Annotated in this window: 13 protein-coding genes; 5 read left to right on the forward strand and 8 right to left on the reverse strand. The window is 72.8% G+C overall.

Features of this window, described 5'->3' with window-relative positions; all coding sequences use genetic code 11:
• The first annotated feature begins 60 nt into the window (after nt 1-60).
• The 4 genes from PGB27_RS12955 to PGB27_RS12970 all read left to right on the forward strand — a co-directional run bounded on the left by PGB27_RS12955 (nt 61) and on the right by PGB27_RS12970 (nt 4,305).
• Entirely contained in the window at nt 61-1,050 is a 990-nt protein-coding gene (locus PGB27_RS12955) for an aldo/keto reductase (RefSeq protein WP_274200776.1), read from the forward strand.
• A gap of 49 nt (nt 1,051-1,099) precedes the next feature.
• Nucleotides 1,100-1,924 (forward strand): IclR family transcriptional regulator, encoded by an 825-nt coding sequence (locus tag PGB27_RS12960; RefSeq protein WP_274200777.1) that lies wholly within the window; start codon nt 1,100-1,102, stop codon nt 1,922-1,924.
• Between the two features lie 10 nt (nt 1,925-1,934).
• A complete protein-coding gene (locus PGB27_RS12965; protein ID WP_274200778.1) occupies nt 1,935-3,062 on the forward strand; it encodes a 5-methyltetrahydropteroyltriglutamate--homocysteine S-methyltransferase in 1,128 nt (375 codons plus the stop codon).
• Between the two features lie 286 nt (nt 3,063-3,348).
• Nucleotides 3,349-4,305: a hypothetical protein gene (locus PGB27_RS12970; protein WP_274200779.1), complete on the forward strand. Its 957-nt coding sequence runs from the start codon at nt 3,349-3,351 to the stop codon at nt 4,303-4,305.
• Between the two features lie 186 nt (nt 4,306-4,491).
• On the opposite strand, the gene PGB27_RS12975 is transcribed toward PGB27_RS12970, so the two are convergent.
• Together PGB27_RS12975 and PGB27_RS12980 are read right to left on the reverse strand one after the other, a co-directional pair.
• The gene (locus PGB27_RS12975; RefSeq protein WP_274201089.1) at nt 4,492-5,202 is read right to left on the reverse strand and encodes a metal-sulfur cluster assembly factor; all 711 of its coding nucleotides are present in this window, start codon (nt 5,200-5,202) and stop codon (nt 4,492-4,494) included.
• A 74-nt stretch (nt 5,203-5,276) separates the two neighbouring features.
• Nucleotides 5,277-6,344 (reverse strand): amidohydrolase family protein, encoded by a 1,068-nt coding sequence (locus PGB27_RS12980; RefSeq protein ID WP_274200780.1) that lies wholly within the window; start codon nt 6,342-6,344, stop codon nt 5,277-5,279.
• A gap of 206 nt (nt 6,345-6,550) precedes the next feature.
• Between PGB27_RS12980 and PGB27_RS12985 the strand changes: the two genes are divergently transcribed.
• The gene (locus tag PGB27_RS12985) at nt 6,551-7,243 is read left to right on the forward strand and encodes an NAD(P)H-binding protein (protein ID WP_274200781.1); all 693 of its coding nucleotides are present in this window, start codon (nt 6,551-6,553) and stop codon (nt 7,241-7,243) included.
• 91 nt (nt 7,244-7,334) lie between these two features.
• On the opposite strand, the gene PGB27_RS12990 is transcribed toward PGB27_RS12985, so the two are convergent.
• The 6 genes from PGB27_RS12990 to PGB27_RS13015 form a co-directional block, all read right to left on the reverse strand.
• Nucleotides 7,335-8,309: a glycine betaine ABC transporter substrate-binding protein gene (locus tag PGB27_RS12990; RefSeq protein WP_274200782.1), complete on the reverse strand. Its 975-nt coding sequence runs from the start codon at nt 8,307-8,309 to the stop codon at nt 7,335-7,337.
• Between the two features lie 128 nt (nt 8,310-8,437).
• A complete protein-coding gene (locus PGB27_RS12995) occupies nt 8,438-9,460 on the reverse strand; it encodes a glycine betaine ABC transporter substrate-binding protein (protein ID WP_274200783.1) in 1,023 nt (340 codons plus the stop codon).
• Nucleotides 9,461-9,538: 78 nt separating this feature from the next.
• Nucleotides 9,539-10,354 carry an ABC transporter permease gene (locus tag PGB27_RS13000; protein WP_274200784.1) on the reverse strand — a complete coding sequence of 272 codons (816 nt, stop codon included), beginning with the start codon at nt 10,352-10,354 and terminating at the stop codon, nt 9,539-9,541.
• A complete protein-coding gene (locus PGB27_RS13005; RefSeq protein ID WP_274201090.1) occupies nt 10,351-11,412 on the reverse strand; it encodes an ABC transporter ATP-binding protein in 1,062 nt (353 codons plus the stop codon). The genes PGB27_RS13000 and PGB27_RS13005 overlap by 4 nt, the downstream gene beginning before the upstream one ends.
• Nucleotides 11,413-11,464: 52 nt before the next feature.
• Complete coding sequence (locus tag PGB27_RS13010) at nt 11,465-12,151, reverse strand: ABC transporter permease (RefSeq protein ID WP_274200785.1); 687 nt, start codon at nt 12,149-12,151, stop codon at nt 11,465-11,467.
• Nucleotides 12,148-13,125 carry an IclR family transcriptional regulator gene (locus PGB27_RS13015; protein WP_274200786.1) on the reverse strand — a complete coding sequence of 326 codons (978 nt, stop codon included), beginning with the start codon at nt 13,123-13,125 and terminating at the stop codon, nt 12,148-12,150. Before PGB27_RS13015 ends, PGB27_RS13010 begins: the two co-directional genes overlap by 4 nt.
• Nucleotides 13,126-13,472 lie beyond the last annotated feature (347 nt).

A 13,472-nucleotide genomic window follows, 5' to 3' on the forward strand; every position in this document is an offset into this window, starting at 1 on the left:
GCGGAGGTCGGCGGGAGCGTAGCCGCCGGTTGTTTCGTCCCTCGGGCCTACGGTGTCGGCATGGTGTCCCGCGTCCGCATCCCCCGCACCGACCTCGAGGTCCACCCGCTCTGCCTGGGCGGCAACGTGTTCGGGTGGACCGCCGACGCCGACACCTCCGCCGCCGTCCTCGACGCCTACCTCGACGCCGGCGGCGACTTCGTCGACACCGCCGACTCCTACACCTGGCGCGTCGAGGGCAACTCCGGCGGCGACTCCGAGCGGGTGCTCGGCGGCTGGATGGCGGCGCGCGGGGTCCGCGACCGCGTGGTCGTCGCGACCAAGGTGGGGTCGTGGCCCGAGCGCCCGGGCCTCTCGCCGGCGAACGTGCGCGCCGCGTGCGACGACTCGCTGCGCCGGCTCGGCACCGACCACATCGACCTCTACTACGCCCACCGCGACGACCCGGACACCCCGCTCGAGGACGCGCTGGGCGGGTTCGACGAGCTCGTGCGGGCCGGCAAGGTCCGCCACGTCGGGCTGTCGAACTTCTCGGCCGAGCGCGTGACCTCGGCGCTGACGATCGCCGACCGACACGGGCTCGCCCGGCCGGTCGCGCTGCAGCCGCACTACAACCTGGTGGAGCGGGCGGTCTACGAGGACGAGCTCGCCGACGTCGCCGCCTCCGCCGACCTCGGCGTCATGCCCTACTTCGCGCTGGCCAAGGGTTTCCTCACCGGGAAGTACCGCCCGGGTTCCCCGGCAGCGACGGCACCGGACACCAGTGGCCCGATGGCCTCGGCGCGCGCCGGCGGCGCGGTGGAGTACCTCGACGAGCGGGGCGTGCGGGTGCTCGGCGTGCTGGAGGAGGTCGCGGGCGCGCACGGAGTGCCGATGGCGTCGGTGGCGCTGGCGTGGCTGGCGGCCCAGCCGACCGTCACCGCCCCCATCGCGTCGGCCCGTACCGTCGACCAGCTGCGCACGATCCTGCCGATGGCCGACCTCGAGCTCGCCGACGACGAGGTCGCCGCCCTCACCGCGGCGTCGGAGGACACCCGCCTGGACGCCTGAGCCGCTCTCCGGTGGCAGGGCACGCGCCGCTCGGGTTCGCTGTGGTCCTGTGAGCGCGCTCTCCTCGGTGCACCGCGCCCTCCAGGTGCTGGAGGTCGTCGCGGCGGCGGGGGACGGCATCACGGCGAAGGCGGTGGCGCGTCGCCTCGAGTACAACCTGTCGACGACCTACCACCTGCTCGACAGCCTCGTCTCCGACGGCTACCTCGTGCGGCTGGAGGCCTCGCGCGGCTTCGGACTGGGGCCGAAGCTGCCGGCGCTTCACGACCGGCTCGTCGCCCAGCTGCCCGTGCCCCGCGGGCTCGGCGGGATCCTCGGCGAGGTGCACGGCACCGCCGGCGCGGGCGCGCTGTACGCGGCGTTCCGCGACGACGACGTGGTGGTGGTCGCGCACGACGACTGCGCCGAGCACCCGGTGCCCGTCATCTCGACGTGGCGCGGCGCGCTGCACGCGACGGCGGTCGGGAAGCTGTGGCTCGCCGAGTGCGGCGCGGCCGAGCGGCGCGCGGTGCTCGACCGCGACGGCCTGCCCGCCCACGCCTACCGCACGATGACCGACCCCGCCGAGCTCGAGCGCGAGCTCGACGCCGTGCGCCGCCGCGACCTCGCCGTGGACCGCGGTGAGCTGCGCGAACGCCTGGCGTGCATGGCGGCGCCGGTGCGCGTGCCGGGGGCCGACGGGCCGGTGCTCGTGGGCGCGGTGGCGGTGGCCGTGCCGGTCGTGCCCGCGGGCGGTCCGGGCAGCATCGCCGACCGCCGCGACCGTCTCGAGCGCGCGGTCCGGGAGGGCGCGCGCCGGCTGGCGGTGGCCCTGCAGGATCCCGTTTCCACTGGGTGGGACGACGGCGGGCCGGGCGCCGTGCGCCGCGGATAACCTCCTGCGCATGAGTGCCCGGACCAGCGCCCCGTTCCGCGCCGACCACGTCGGGAGCCTCCTGCGCCCGCCCGCCCTCAAGCAGGCCCGCGACGACCACGCCGCCGGCCGCATCGACGCCGACGCCCTGCGCGCCGCCGAGGACGAGGCGATCCGCGACGTCGTGAAGCTCCAGGAGGACGCCGGCCTGCAGGCCGCCACCGACGGCGAGCTGCGCCGCACGTCGTGGCACATGGACTTCCTCTACCAGCTCGACGGCGTCTCCTCGTCGAAGGACAGCTCGGTCGAGGTGGCGTTCCGCAACGCCTCGGGCGACATCACGTTCGCGGCCATGTCGCTGGTGATCGACCAGCGCATCGGGCTCTCGTCGACGATCTTCGGCGACGCCTTCTCGATGCTCGCCTCGACCGTGACGACGGCCGTGCCGAAGCTGACGATCCCCTCGCCGTCGATGCTGCACTACCGGCTCGGCGGCGCCCCGGTGCACGAGGGCTCGCCGTACACCGACGCGGACACGTTCTGGGCCGACCTCGCCGCGGCGTACCGCGAGGAGGTCTCGCGCCTCTACGACCTCGGCGTGCGCTACCTGCAGCTCGACGACACCTCGCTGGCCTACCTCAACGACCCGGCCCAGCGGGAGTCGATGGCCGCGCGCGGCGAGGACGCCGACCACATGCACGTGCGCTACGTCGACACGATCAACGAGGTGCTCCGCGACCGGCCGTCGGACCTGCGCGTCACCACGCACATGTGCCGCGGCAACTACCGCTCCTCCTGGGCGGCCGAGGGCGGCTACGACCACGTCGCCGAGACCGTCTTCGGCGGGCTGGACGTGGACGGCTTCTTCTGCGAGTACGACGACGCCCGCTCCGGCGACTTCTCGCCCCTGCGCTTCCTGCCCCGCGGCGACCAGCAGGTGGTCCTCGGCCTCGTGACCACCAAGACCGGCGAGCTCGAGGACCCCGACACGCTCAAGCGCCGCATCGAGGAGGCGACGAAGTACGTGCCGCTCGAGCAGCTCTGCCTCTCCCCGCAGTGCGGCTTCTCCTCGACGGTGGAGGGCAACGACCTCACCGCCGACCAGCAGCGCGCGAAGCTCGACCTCGTCGTGTCCGTGGCCCGCGACGTCTGGGGCTGACCCCCGCCGGCACACACGGCGGGGCGCGCCGGTCCGGGTCTGTGGCAGCGAACGCGCTGTTCGCTGCTTCTAGGCGCGCGAAGTCCCCGTTCGCGCGCTGACTCGGGTCGGCACACTCGCCCGCTGTGGCAACGAACGCGCTGTTCGCTGCTTCTACGCGCGGCGAACTCCACGTTCATGGACGGCCGGCCGCTGCTGCACGCGGCCGTCCCCATCGTCCGATGGCCTCCACAGGGTCGGAGGGCGTCGCTACCGCCGTCGGGTGCGGCGAGGTGACCCTCGACGCATGCCTCGTCGTTCCCGGGTCGATCCCGTCGCGATCGCCGCCGTCGGCCTCCACGGAGTCGCCGCGGTCGCGGACCTGACGGCGCTGGGCATGCCGTCGTCGACGATCGCGCGGCGGGTGCACGCAGGGCACGCGCGGCGGTTGCTGCGGGGCGTCGTGAAGGAGGGGCCGGACGAACCGACCGACGACCAGCGCGCAGCGGCTGCCCTCCTGTACGCGGGTGCGGGGTCCGTGATCAGCGGCGGTGAGGCGTTGCGTCGGCACGGTCTCACCGACCCGAACCCCGGACGGCGAATCCTGGTCCTCGTCGAGGCACAGAGGCAGCGCACCTCGTCGGCGTTCGTGGAGATCGAGCGGACGGAGCGCCTGCCGACCGCCACGATCACCGACGACCTGGCGATCGCTCCGCTCGACCGAACAGTGATCGACACCGCCCGGCGACAGGACCGGATCGACGTCGTGCGCGCCGTGCTCACCGAGGCGGTCCAGAAGGGCCGGACGACCGTGGCGCGACTCGCCGCCGAGCTGGCCGCGGGCTCGCAGCGTGGTTCGGCGCTCCCGCGTCGGGTGCTGCACGACGAGCTCGGGGCCGGCGTGCGGTCGGTCGCGGAGGCGTGGGCGCGCGAGCTCCACGCCGAGAGCGACCTGCCACGCGTCCTGTGGAATCCGCGCCTCTACGACCCCGCCGGCACCTACATCGCGCAGGCCGACGCCTTCTTCCCGGACGTCGGACTGGCGTGGGAGATCGACTCGGTCCGGCACCACTTCCTGCTGCCCGACTGGGACAAGACCCTGCGCCGACGTGCTCGGATGCAGGCCTTCGGCCTCGTCGTCGCCCACACCCGACCGAGTCGGACCCGTGCCGATCGGGCCGCGGTCATCGAGGAGCTGTGGGGCTCCTACCGCCTCGCGGCGTCGCGCCCGTGCCCGGACCTGCGCGTCGTCGTCGCGTCCTGACCCTCACGGCCCGCCGGCCGTGGTCGACGAGGGGGGACTTCGCACGCCGAGAAGCAGCGAACAGCGCGTTCGCGGCCGAAGGCGACCCCTCGCCGGCCCCGTGCCCGGAGCGAACGCGGAGTTCGTCCGCCTAGAAGCAACGAACAGCGCGTTCGCTCCGGGACAAGAAGCCCGCCGCGGACCTGCTCAGACCCCGTAGCGTGCCGCGAGCTGGCCGCGGCAGATGCTCGTGTTGGCGTCCACGCCCACCTGGTACGAGCGGGCCTTGCGCAGGTGCAGCGGCAGGGCCTCGACGCCGACGGTGGCGCCGGTGGGGTCGACGACGAGCGGGTCGCCGTCGTCCGCCGGGATACCGAGCTCGCGGCGGCGTTCCCGCAGCCGCCGGAGGTCGTCGGTCGCCGGGGCGTCGCCGAGCGTCATGGCCGCCACGTCCTCCGGCGTCGCACCGGCCCGCATGATCGGGCGGACGACGAGGTCCGTGCCCGCCATGAGCGCGCGCTCGGTGAACGTGCGCCGCAGGTCGTCGAGCTCGGAGACCGCCTCGCCGACCTCGGTGCCCGCCATCGACGAGACGAAGCCCGCCCGGGCGGCGACGCCGGCGTTGATGGCGTCGGACGCGAAGTGGTCGGCGAGGACGACGTCGGCCCGGGTCACCCCGGGCGCCGCCGACACCGCGTCGTGGGCGTCGGCGACCATGAGGAACGCGAAGTTCGGGGCGCAGAAGTAGGTGGGCAGGCGCAGCGACACGTGCGCGACCCCGTCGTCGGACACCGAGCACGACCCGACGAAGTCCAGCGAGACGACGTCGGTGTCGAGCTCGGGGTCGCGGACGGTCCGCAGCGCCTCCCACACCCGCGCCGTCGTGCCGGTCGCGGCGGCGGCCTCGGCCGCGTTCACCCCGCCCGAGCCGGCGACGGGGGTGGAGGAGGGCCCGTCCACGGAGCGCAGCGGAGCTGGACCCGTGGAGACCGTCATGCCTGGGCCACCGCCCCGTCGTCGACGAGCTCGGCGTCGTCGGCCGAGGCCGGCGCGCTGGTGTCCGAGGACAGCTGGCACTCGGCGGGCACCGGGATGTCGTAGAGCCGCGCGGCGTTGAGGCCGAGGATCTTCTTCTTGCCGTCGACGCCGAGGCGCGGGTAGTCGTCGTACTCGGCGCTCTCCGGGAAGTCCCAGTCGACCAGGCCCTCGACCTGCCACTTCGGCTCCCAGATGTTGTAGTCCGAGCCGAAGGTCATCTTGTCCTCGCCGACCCAGAACAGCAGCTCGCCCATCACCTTGGCGAAGAAGCGCGGGCGGGCGTGCATGAGGCCGCCGAGCACGACCGAGAGGCCGGCGTAGACGTTCGGCTCCTGGGTGGCCATGAAGCAGAAGTCCTCGATGCGCGGCAGACCCACGTGCTCGACGATGAAGTTCAGGCCCTGGAAGTCCGTGGCGGCGTGGTCGACGTCCGAGACGTCGAAGGCGTCCTTGTCCAGCGGCCAGATCGTCGGGCCCTTGTGGACGTGGATGTTCTTGATGCCCAACTCCTGGGCGCGCTCGAGGAAGCGGTAGCACTCGGGGTCGGAGAGCTTGAAGCCGCGCGAGTCGCCGTTCCACTCCGCGGTGTAGAGCTTGGCGCCGAGCGGCTGGTACTTCTCGACGTTCTTCTCGAACTCGCGCATGCCGGCGTCGCCGTCGCGCGGGTCGAAGCGCGTGTTGACCCGGAACTTCTCCGGGTGCTTCATCGCGAGCTCACCGTTGCGCTCGCTGGTGTTGAAGCCGTCCTTGTACCACTCGCGCAGGTAGGTCGACTGGAAGATGGCCACGTCGACGTGGCCCTCCTCGAAGACCTCGCGCATCAGCTGGTCCTCGGAGACCTTCTGGAACTCCTCGATCGGCTGGTGCGTCTCGGCCGGGCCGAGGGACTGGTAGGCGTGGAAGCACTCGATCCAGCCCTTGGCGTACTGCTCCGCACCCTGCACCCAGTTCTCGGGCGACGCGTCCCAGTAGTGCATGTGGGAGTCGACGACGAAGTACTTCTCACCGTTCTTCTCGTACACGGCGTTGGCCTCCCGGTGCGCGCGACGCCGCGCGCGGTCGTGGTGGTGGGTGGAGGGTTCGGACGGCCTCCGGGCGCCGGCGTGGTGGTGCGGACGCGGCCCACATCACACGTCGTCGTCGGCGCGTGGGCAAGACCACGGTTTCCACGGATCGCCGAAACGGACGAATCGGACATCGACGAGGTGGCCCGCGTACGGTCGGGCCCATGCGCATCGTCATCGCCGGCGGACACGGGAAGATCGCGCTGCGGCTGGAGCGGCAGGCCGCCGCGCAGGGTGACGCCACCGTCGCCCTGATCCGCGACCCCGCACAGGCCGACGACGTCCGCGAGGCCGGCGCGGAGCCGGTCGTCGCCGACCTCGAGGAGATCGGTTCCGGGGAGCTCGCCGCGCACCTGACCGGCGCCGACGCCGTCGTGTTCGCCGCCGGCGCGGGCCCGGGCAGCACGGCCGAGCGCAAGGGCACCGTCGACCGGGACGCCGCGCTGCTGCTCGCCGACGCCGCCGCGGCCGCCGGGGTGCGGCGCTACCTGCTCGTCTCGGCGATGAACATCGACAGCCCGCCCGCCCCCGAGGACGACGACTCGATCTGGGCGCACTACCTGCGCGCCAAGAAGGCCGCCGAGGACGCGCTGCGCGCCCGGCAGGACCTCGACCTCACGATCCTGCGTCCGGGACGCCTCACCGACGACCCGGGCACCGGGCTCGTGCGGCTCGGGGTCGTCGGCGGGCAGCCCCCGGTCGGCTACGGGGAGGTGACCCGCGACGACGTCGCCGCGGTCCTGCTCGCCCTGCTCCGCGCCCCCGAGACGACGGGTGCGGTGCTCGACCTGGTCGGCGGCACCGTGCCCCCGGCCCAGGCCGTGGCCGCGCTCGGCGGCGCCAACGCCCCCCGCTGACGCGGGTGGCTCCGCCTCGTGAGCAGAGAGGAGTGCTGGAGCACTCGGTTCTGCTCACCTGCGCATCAGGGCCAGCACGCCGATAGGGCACCTAGCCGATCAGCCCCTGCTCGCGCAGGAACGAGCGCGCGACCTCGTTGGGGTCGCGCCCGCCCGCGGAGACGCGCTCGTTGAGCTGGCGCATGACGGGCTCGGTGAGCGTCGGCGCGAGCATCCGGCCCACCAGCGCCAGGCGCGGCGCGCGGCTCACGACCTCGGTGCGGACGGTCAGCGCGGCGTTGTAGGGCAGGAAGTAGCCGCGGTCGTCGACGAGCGTGGACAGGCGCAGCGGGTTGAGCCGGCCGTCGGTGGCGAACACCTCGCCGAACGTGCAGGGGGTCGCCGCCGCGAGGGCGTCGTAGATCTGGTCGATGCCGCGGGTGTCGAGCGAGCGATCGTCGAGGGTCATCTCGTAGGTCGCGAGCAGGCCCTGCAGCCCGTCCTCGCGCCCGGTGAACTCCTGGTCGACGCACAGCGTCCCCTCCGGTGCGCCCGCCCGGACCAGCGCGGCGAAGTCGGAGATCGTGCGCACCCGCAGGCGCTGGGCGATGTCGGTGCGGACGCCGATGGCGTAGGTGTTGTTGAACGGGGTGGGGTCGAACCAGGTGACCTCGTTGCCGGCGTCGGCGGTGCGCACCGCGTCGAAGAGCACGCGGGGATCGGCGATCGTCGACTCCTGCGCGAGGTAGAGCCGCCAGGCCGTGCCGGTGTACTCCCAGTACATGTCGATCTGGCCGCTGGTCAGCGCGGCGCGCACGTTGGACGAGCCCTTGGTGTCACAGCGGTCGATGACGTTCGCGCCGGTCGACTGGAGCACGGCGATGGTCATCTTGCAGAGCACGAGCTGCTCGGCGAACTCCTTGCCGCCGACCGTCAGCGTCTGCCCGGTGAGGTCGACCTCGGCGGCGACGCTGCCCGGCGGGGTGAGCCGCGGGCTGTCCGAGCACGCCGCGAGGACCGTGGCGAGCGCGGTCACGGCGGCGACGAGCACGAGGATCGGGACCGGGGAGCGCCGGGATCGGGGCACGGGCGTGCTGCCTTCGTGTCGGATCGGTTGTGGACGTCTCGTCGCCGGGGACGACGACGGCCGGCCGGGATCCGAGGACCCCGACCGGCCGCCGCCGTCGTCATGCCGTCAGGACATCACCGCCCGGCTCACTGGCCGCCGATGAGTCCCTGCTGCTGCAGCCAGCGGGTCGCGACCTGCTGCGGGTCCTGGCCCTGCGAGGACACCTGCCCGTTCAGGTCCAGCATCACCTCGTTGGTCAGGCGCGGGGTGATCTCGTCGAACACGCGCTGGACGCTCGGGTTGCGGTCGAAGACCTCCTTGCGGATGGTCGGCGACGCGTTGTACTGCGGGAAGTAGTTCTTGTCGTCCTGCAGCGTCACCAGGTTCAGGCCGGGGATGCGGCCGTCGGTGGTGAAGACCTCGCCGAAGTTGCACGGGTTGCCGTTGGCGGTGGCCTGGTAGATGGCGCCCGTGTCCAGCGTGTTCAGCCCGGGCGGGCCGGCCGGCGGGTTGGTGACCCCGTAGGTCCGGAACAGCCCGGCGAGGCCGTCGTCACGACCGGCGAACTCGGCCTCGACGCAGAGCGTGGCGGCCGGGTTGCCGCTGTTGGTGAAGTTGCCCCAGTCGGTCAGCGTGCGCAGGTTGTTCTGCTCCGCGAACGGACGGGTCACCGCGAGGCCGTAGGTGTTGTTGAACGGCGACGGCGGGAGCCAGACGATGTTGTTCTGCGCCAGGTCGGCGTCCCGCGTCGCGATGTACTGCTGCTCGGAGCCCGGGATCGGCGAGGCGTTCTTGAGGTGGGTGATCCAGCCGGTGCCGGTGTACTCCCAGTACATGTCGATCTGGCCGCCGGTGAGGGCGGCGCGGGTCGACGCGGTACCGGTGATGTTGCAGCGGTCGTTGGCCGTGGCGCCCACCGACTGCAGGGCCGCGATGGTCATCTTGCAGAGCACGAGCTGCTCGTCGAACTCCTTGCCGCCGACCGTGTAGGTCTGCCCGGCGAGGTTGATGCCGCTCGCGGCCAGGCTGCCACCCTGGGCCTGCGGCTGGCCGCTGCCCGACAGGCCGCCGCAGCCGGCGGCCAGCAGCGCCGTGGCGGCGAGCGTGACCGCGCCCGCCCGCCAGCCGGAACGACGACCGGAGCGGCCGCCGCGGAAATTCCACCGCACAGTGTTCTCCTTATCTCCGGGGTTGGCCGGGCCTCGCGGGCGGGGCGGTCGGCCAGAGAAATCCTGGGGGCTCGGCGATCAGCCGGACCGGGCGACGACGACGCGCTCGGCCACGCCCGCGAGCCAGTCGATGAGCAGGGCGAGGGCGGCGATGACGCCGCCGGCGACCAGCAGCACGTTGATGCGGTTGAGGCGCAGGGCCTGCTGCACGAGCTCGCCGAGCCCGCCCGCACCGATGTAGCTGGCCAGCGTGGCCGTGCCGACGTTGAGGACGAGCGCGACGCGCAGGCCCGCGACGATGACCGGTACCGCGAGCGGGATCTCGACGCGGAACAGCGTCTGCCGGGACGTCATGCCCATGCCCCGCGCCGCCTCGATGAGCGACTGGTCGACCTGCTGCAGACCGACCACCGTGTTGCGGAGGACGGGCAGCAGGGCGGCCAGCGTCAGGCCGATGACGGCGGTCCAGAAGCCGAAGTTGAGCCAGAACGCCATGAGCAGCAGGACGCCGAAGGGGGGCAGGGCCTGGGCGAAGCCGCCGATCGCGAGCACCGGGCCCTGGGCGCGCCGCGCCCCGCGCCGGCTCAGCACGATGCCCAGGGGCACCGCGATGACGAGCACGAGGACGGTGGAGATCGCGGCGAGCCAGATGTGCTGCACGAGCAGGCCGCCGACGTTGTCGGCCGCGAGGACGCGCTCCTCGATTGTGTCGAGGTCCCGGCTCCCCACGTAGAGGAGCAGCAGCCCGAGGACGAGGACGATGATGAGCGGCAGGATGACCAGGTCGTAGTGCTGCATCCAGAGCGCGGCGAGCCGGCTCTGCTGCTTGCCCTCGACCTCCTCGACGGAGGCCTCGGCCTGGGTGTTGACCGTGCCCTGGGTCGCGGTGCTCATGCGTGGCCCTTCCGGGTGCGCAGCCCGCCGACGAGGTCGTTCCAGTGCAGCACGCCCTGGGCGCGCCCCTCCTCGTCGACGACGGCCACGAGCGACGCGCAGCCGTCGAGCATGACGTCGACGGCGTCGTAGACCGTGCCCGAGATGGGCACGGTGACCATGGCGGTGCCCGCGGCGTCCCCACCGGGGAGGTGGCGCCACGACACCGGCTTGCCCGACCCGTCGACCTCGACGACCGGGGTGCCGTTGCGGCTGCCCGCGGCCTTCTCGTCGGTCTCCACGGGGTGCAGCTCGAGGTGGGCGAGCTCGAGCAGGCTCAGGCGCCGGACCGCGGCCCCGCCGCCGACGAAGTCGGACACGAAGTCGTTCGCCGGCTGGGTGAGGACGGTGTCCGGGCTGTCGTACTGCTCCAGCCGACCGGTCGCGAACACGGCGATCTTGTCGCCGAGCTTCACGGCCTCCTGCAGGTCGTGGGTGACGAAGGCGATCGTCTTGCCGACCGTGCGCTGGATGTCGAGGAACTCGTCCTGGAGGCGGTCGCGGGTGATCGGGTCGATGGCGCCGAACGGCTCGTCCATGAGCATGACCGGCGGGTCCGCGGCGAGGGCGCGGGCGACACCGACGCGCTGCTGCTGGCCGCCGGAGAGCTGGCGCGGGTAGCGGTCGCGGAACGTCGAGGGCTCGAGGCCGACGAGGTGGAGCAGCTCGTCGGCGCGCTGCCGGATCCGCTGCTTGTCCCAGCCGAGCATCTTCGGGACCACGCCGATGTTGTCGGCGATGGAGAAGTGCGGGAAGAGGCCGCCCTGCTGGATGACGTAGCCGATCTCGCGGCGGAGCTGGTCGCCGTTGACGTGGGTGACGTCCTTGCCGTCGAGCAGGATGCGACCCGCGGTCGGTTCGATCAGCCGGTTGATCATCTTGAGCGTCGTCGTCTTGCCGCAGCCCGAGGGGCCGATGAGCATGACGATCTCGCCCTGCGGGATGGCCATGTCGAGCTGGCTCACCGCGGGCTGGGTGCTGCCCGGGTAGATCTTCTCGACGCCCTCCAGGACGATCATGTCGGGCTTGCCGGCGCCCTCTGGCGTCTCGACGACGGTCTGGTCTGTGGTCTCAGACACGGATCCCCCTGGGGATGGTCAGGCGCTGGACGATGGCGAAGAAGATCTCGAAGACGGCGGCGACGACCAGGCACAGCAGCGTGCCCGCGAGGACCTGGTAGAAGGAGTTCGCCGCGCCGATGCGGGAGATCCCGTTGAGGAGCAGGATGCCGAGGCCGGGCCCCTGGACGACGGCGCCGACCACGGCGATCGAGATCGAGATCAGCGTGGTGACGCGGATGCCGTTGAGGATGACCGGCCACGCGAGCGGCAACTGGATGGTGAGCAGGCGGCGCAGCCGGCCGTACCCGAGGCCGCGGGCGGATTCGAGGACCGCCCGGTCGACCGTCGTGAGGCCGGCGACGGTGTTCCGCAGCACCGTGTAGAGCGTGTAGATCGTCAGCACGACGACGGCCGTGGTGACACCGAGCCCGGTGAACGGCAGGAACAGCGCGAAGAGCGCCAGCGAGGGCACGGTGAGCAGCGCGGCGGTGAACACCAGGCCGCCCTCGCGGATGCCGGTCGCGAACCAGTCCCAGGAGAAGCGCCGTGGGTCGGGCTCGCCGGACGAGACCGCCAGTCCCAGCACGACGCTGATCGCCGAACCGATGCCGACGGCGATGAGCACCACCAGGAAGTGGGCCTGGGTCAGGAACAGGATCTGCTGGGAGTTGGTGACGAGGTAGTCCAGGAAGTTCACGACGCTCCTCTCTCGGGAGCAGGGGGGGTGGACAGGGCGGACACGTCGGTGCTCGGGGCGGGCGGTCCGGCGCGGGCGGTGGCACGGCCCGGCGAGCTCGCCGCCACCTCCGCCCCCAGGGACCGGGACAGGTCGGAGGCCGCCCGCAGCACCGCGGCGCGGACCTCGTCGAGGACGGGGTCGACGCGGGACTCGGGCCCGCTCACCCCGAGGGCGGCGACCACGGCGCCGCTGCTGTCGCGCACGGGGGCGCCGAGGGAGAGCAGGCCGCGGTCGGTCTCGTGACGGGCGAGCGCCCACCCCCGGCGGCGCTCGTCGGTGACCCGCGAGACGAGCTCGTCGAGCGAGCGCGGCGCGGCCGGGCCGGCCGGACCGAGGCCCTCGGGGACGATGATGCGCGCGATCGCGGCCGTGTCGAGGTCGAACAGGAGCGCACGACCGGTGGCGGTGCACGACAACGGCATCGTCCGGCCGACCCACCCGGCGGCGCGCAGCTCGCTGTCCGGCGCGGCCGTGCTGATGGTCATGACGGAGCCGCCGCTGCGGATGCCGACGTCGATCCGCTCGCCGAGCAGGACGGCCTCCCGCGCGACGGTGGCGTCGGCCTCGTCGCGCAGGCGGCGGTCGACGGCCGTCGCGCCGATCGCGAACAGGCGGGTGCCGATGCGGTAGCGCAACGACCCGGGCTCGCGGTCGACGTACCCGGCGTCGGCGAGGAGCTTGAGCAGGCGCGAGACCTGCGACTTGTCCCGTCCGAGCTGGCGCGCGATCTCGACGACGCCGAGCGAGGACGGCCCGCCGGGGGCACCGAGGAGGTCGAGCACGTCGAGCGCCCGGTGCACGGGGCCGCCGGCCTCGTCGCGGCTGCGGCGACCGCGCGGCGTCGGGGCGGTCGCCTCGGTGGTCCCGAGTGCGGCGGCGGGGGAGCGGGGTGCGGGCGTCTCGGGGCCACCGGTGCGCGCACGAGGGCTCACAGCCCGCCCTCCCCTCCGGTCTCCCCTCGCCCCGGATATTCCGCGGTGGGCGTCTGGGGCAACGGGCGTTGTCCCTGCGACAACGGCTGACGGGACAGTAGGCGGGTGACGCGAGGTTGTCATCCCGTTGGTCCGACATTCGAGCGATGTTCACCGCGCACAACCGATCGCGCTCGGTGGCCAAACGCGCTCCGTCAGGTCGGACAAGGAGGATCCGCGCAGCTCCGGGCCGCCGACGTGAGCCTGGTCACGTCCGGATGAGCGTCCTGGGTCACGGTTCGTGACGAGGAGCCCGTATCGAGATCGTGATGTGTGGGGAACACCCCGGTCGCCCGTTCGGGCCAACC

Source organism: Actinomycetospora lemnae, from assembly GCF_028737315.1.
Lineage (GTDB): Bacteria > Actinomycetota > Actinomycetes > Mycobacteriales > Pseudonocardiaceae > Actinomycetospora > Actinomycetospora lemnae.

Bases quoted from the DNA above. Each gene is read 5' to 3' on its own strand.
- PGB27_RS12965 (WP_274200778.1), top strand. From the start codon at position 1,935: ATGAGTGCCCGGACCAGCGCCCCGTTCCGCGCCGACCACGTCGGGAGC.
- PGB27_RS12970 (WP_274200779.1), top strand. From the start codon at position 3,349: ATGCCTCGTCGTTCCCGGGTCGATCCCGTCGCGATCGCCGCCGTCGGC.
- PGB27_RS12985 (WP_274200781.1), top strand. From the start codon at position 6,551: ATGCGCATCGTCATCGCCGGCGGACACGGGAAGATCGCGCTGCGGCTG.
- PGB27_RS12955 (WP_274200776.1), top strand. From the start codon at position 61: ATGGTGTCCCGCGTCCGCATCCCCCGCACCGACCTCGAGGTCCACCCG.
- PGB27_RS13000 (WP_274200784.1), bottom strand. From the start codon at position 10,354: ATGAGCACCGCGACCCAGGGCACGGTCAACACCCAGGCCGAGGCCTCC.
- PGB27_RS13005 (WP_274201090.1), bottom strand. From the start codon at position 11,412: ATGATCGTCCTGGAGGGCGTCGAGAAGATCTACCCGGGCAGCACCCAG.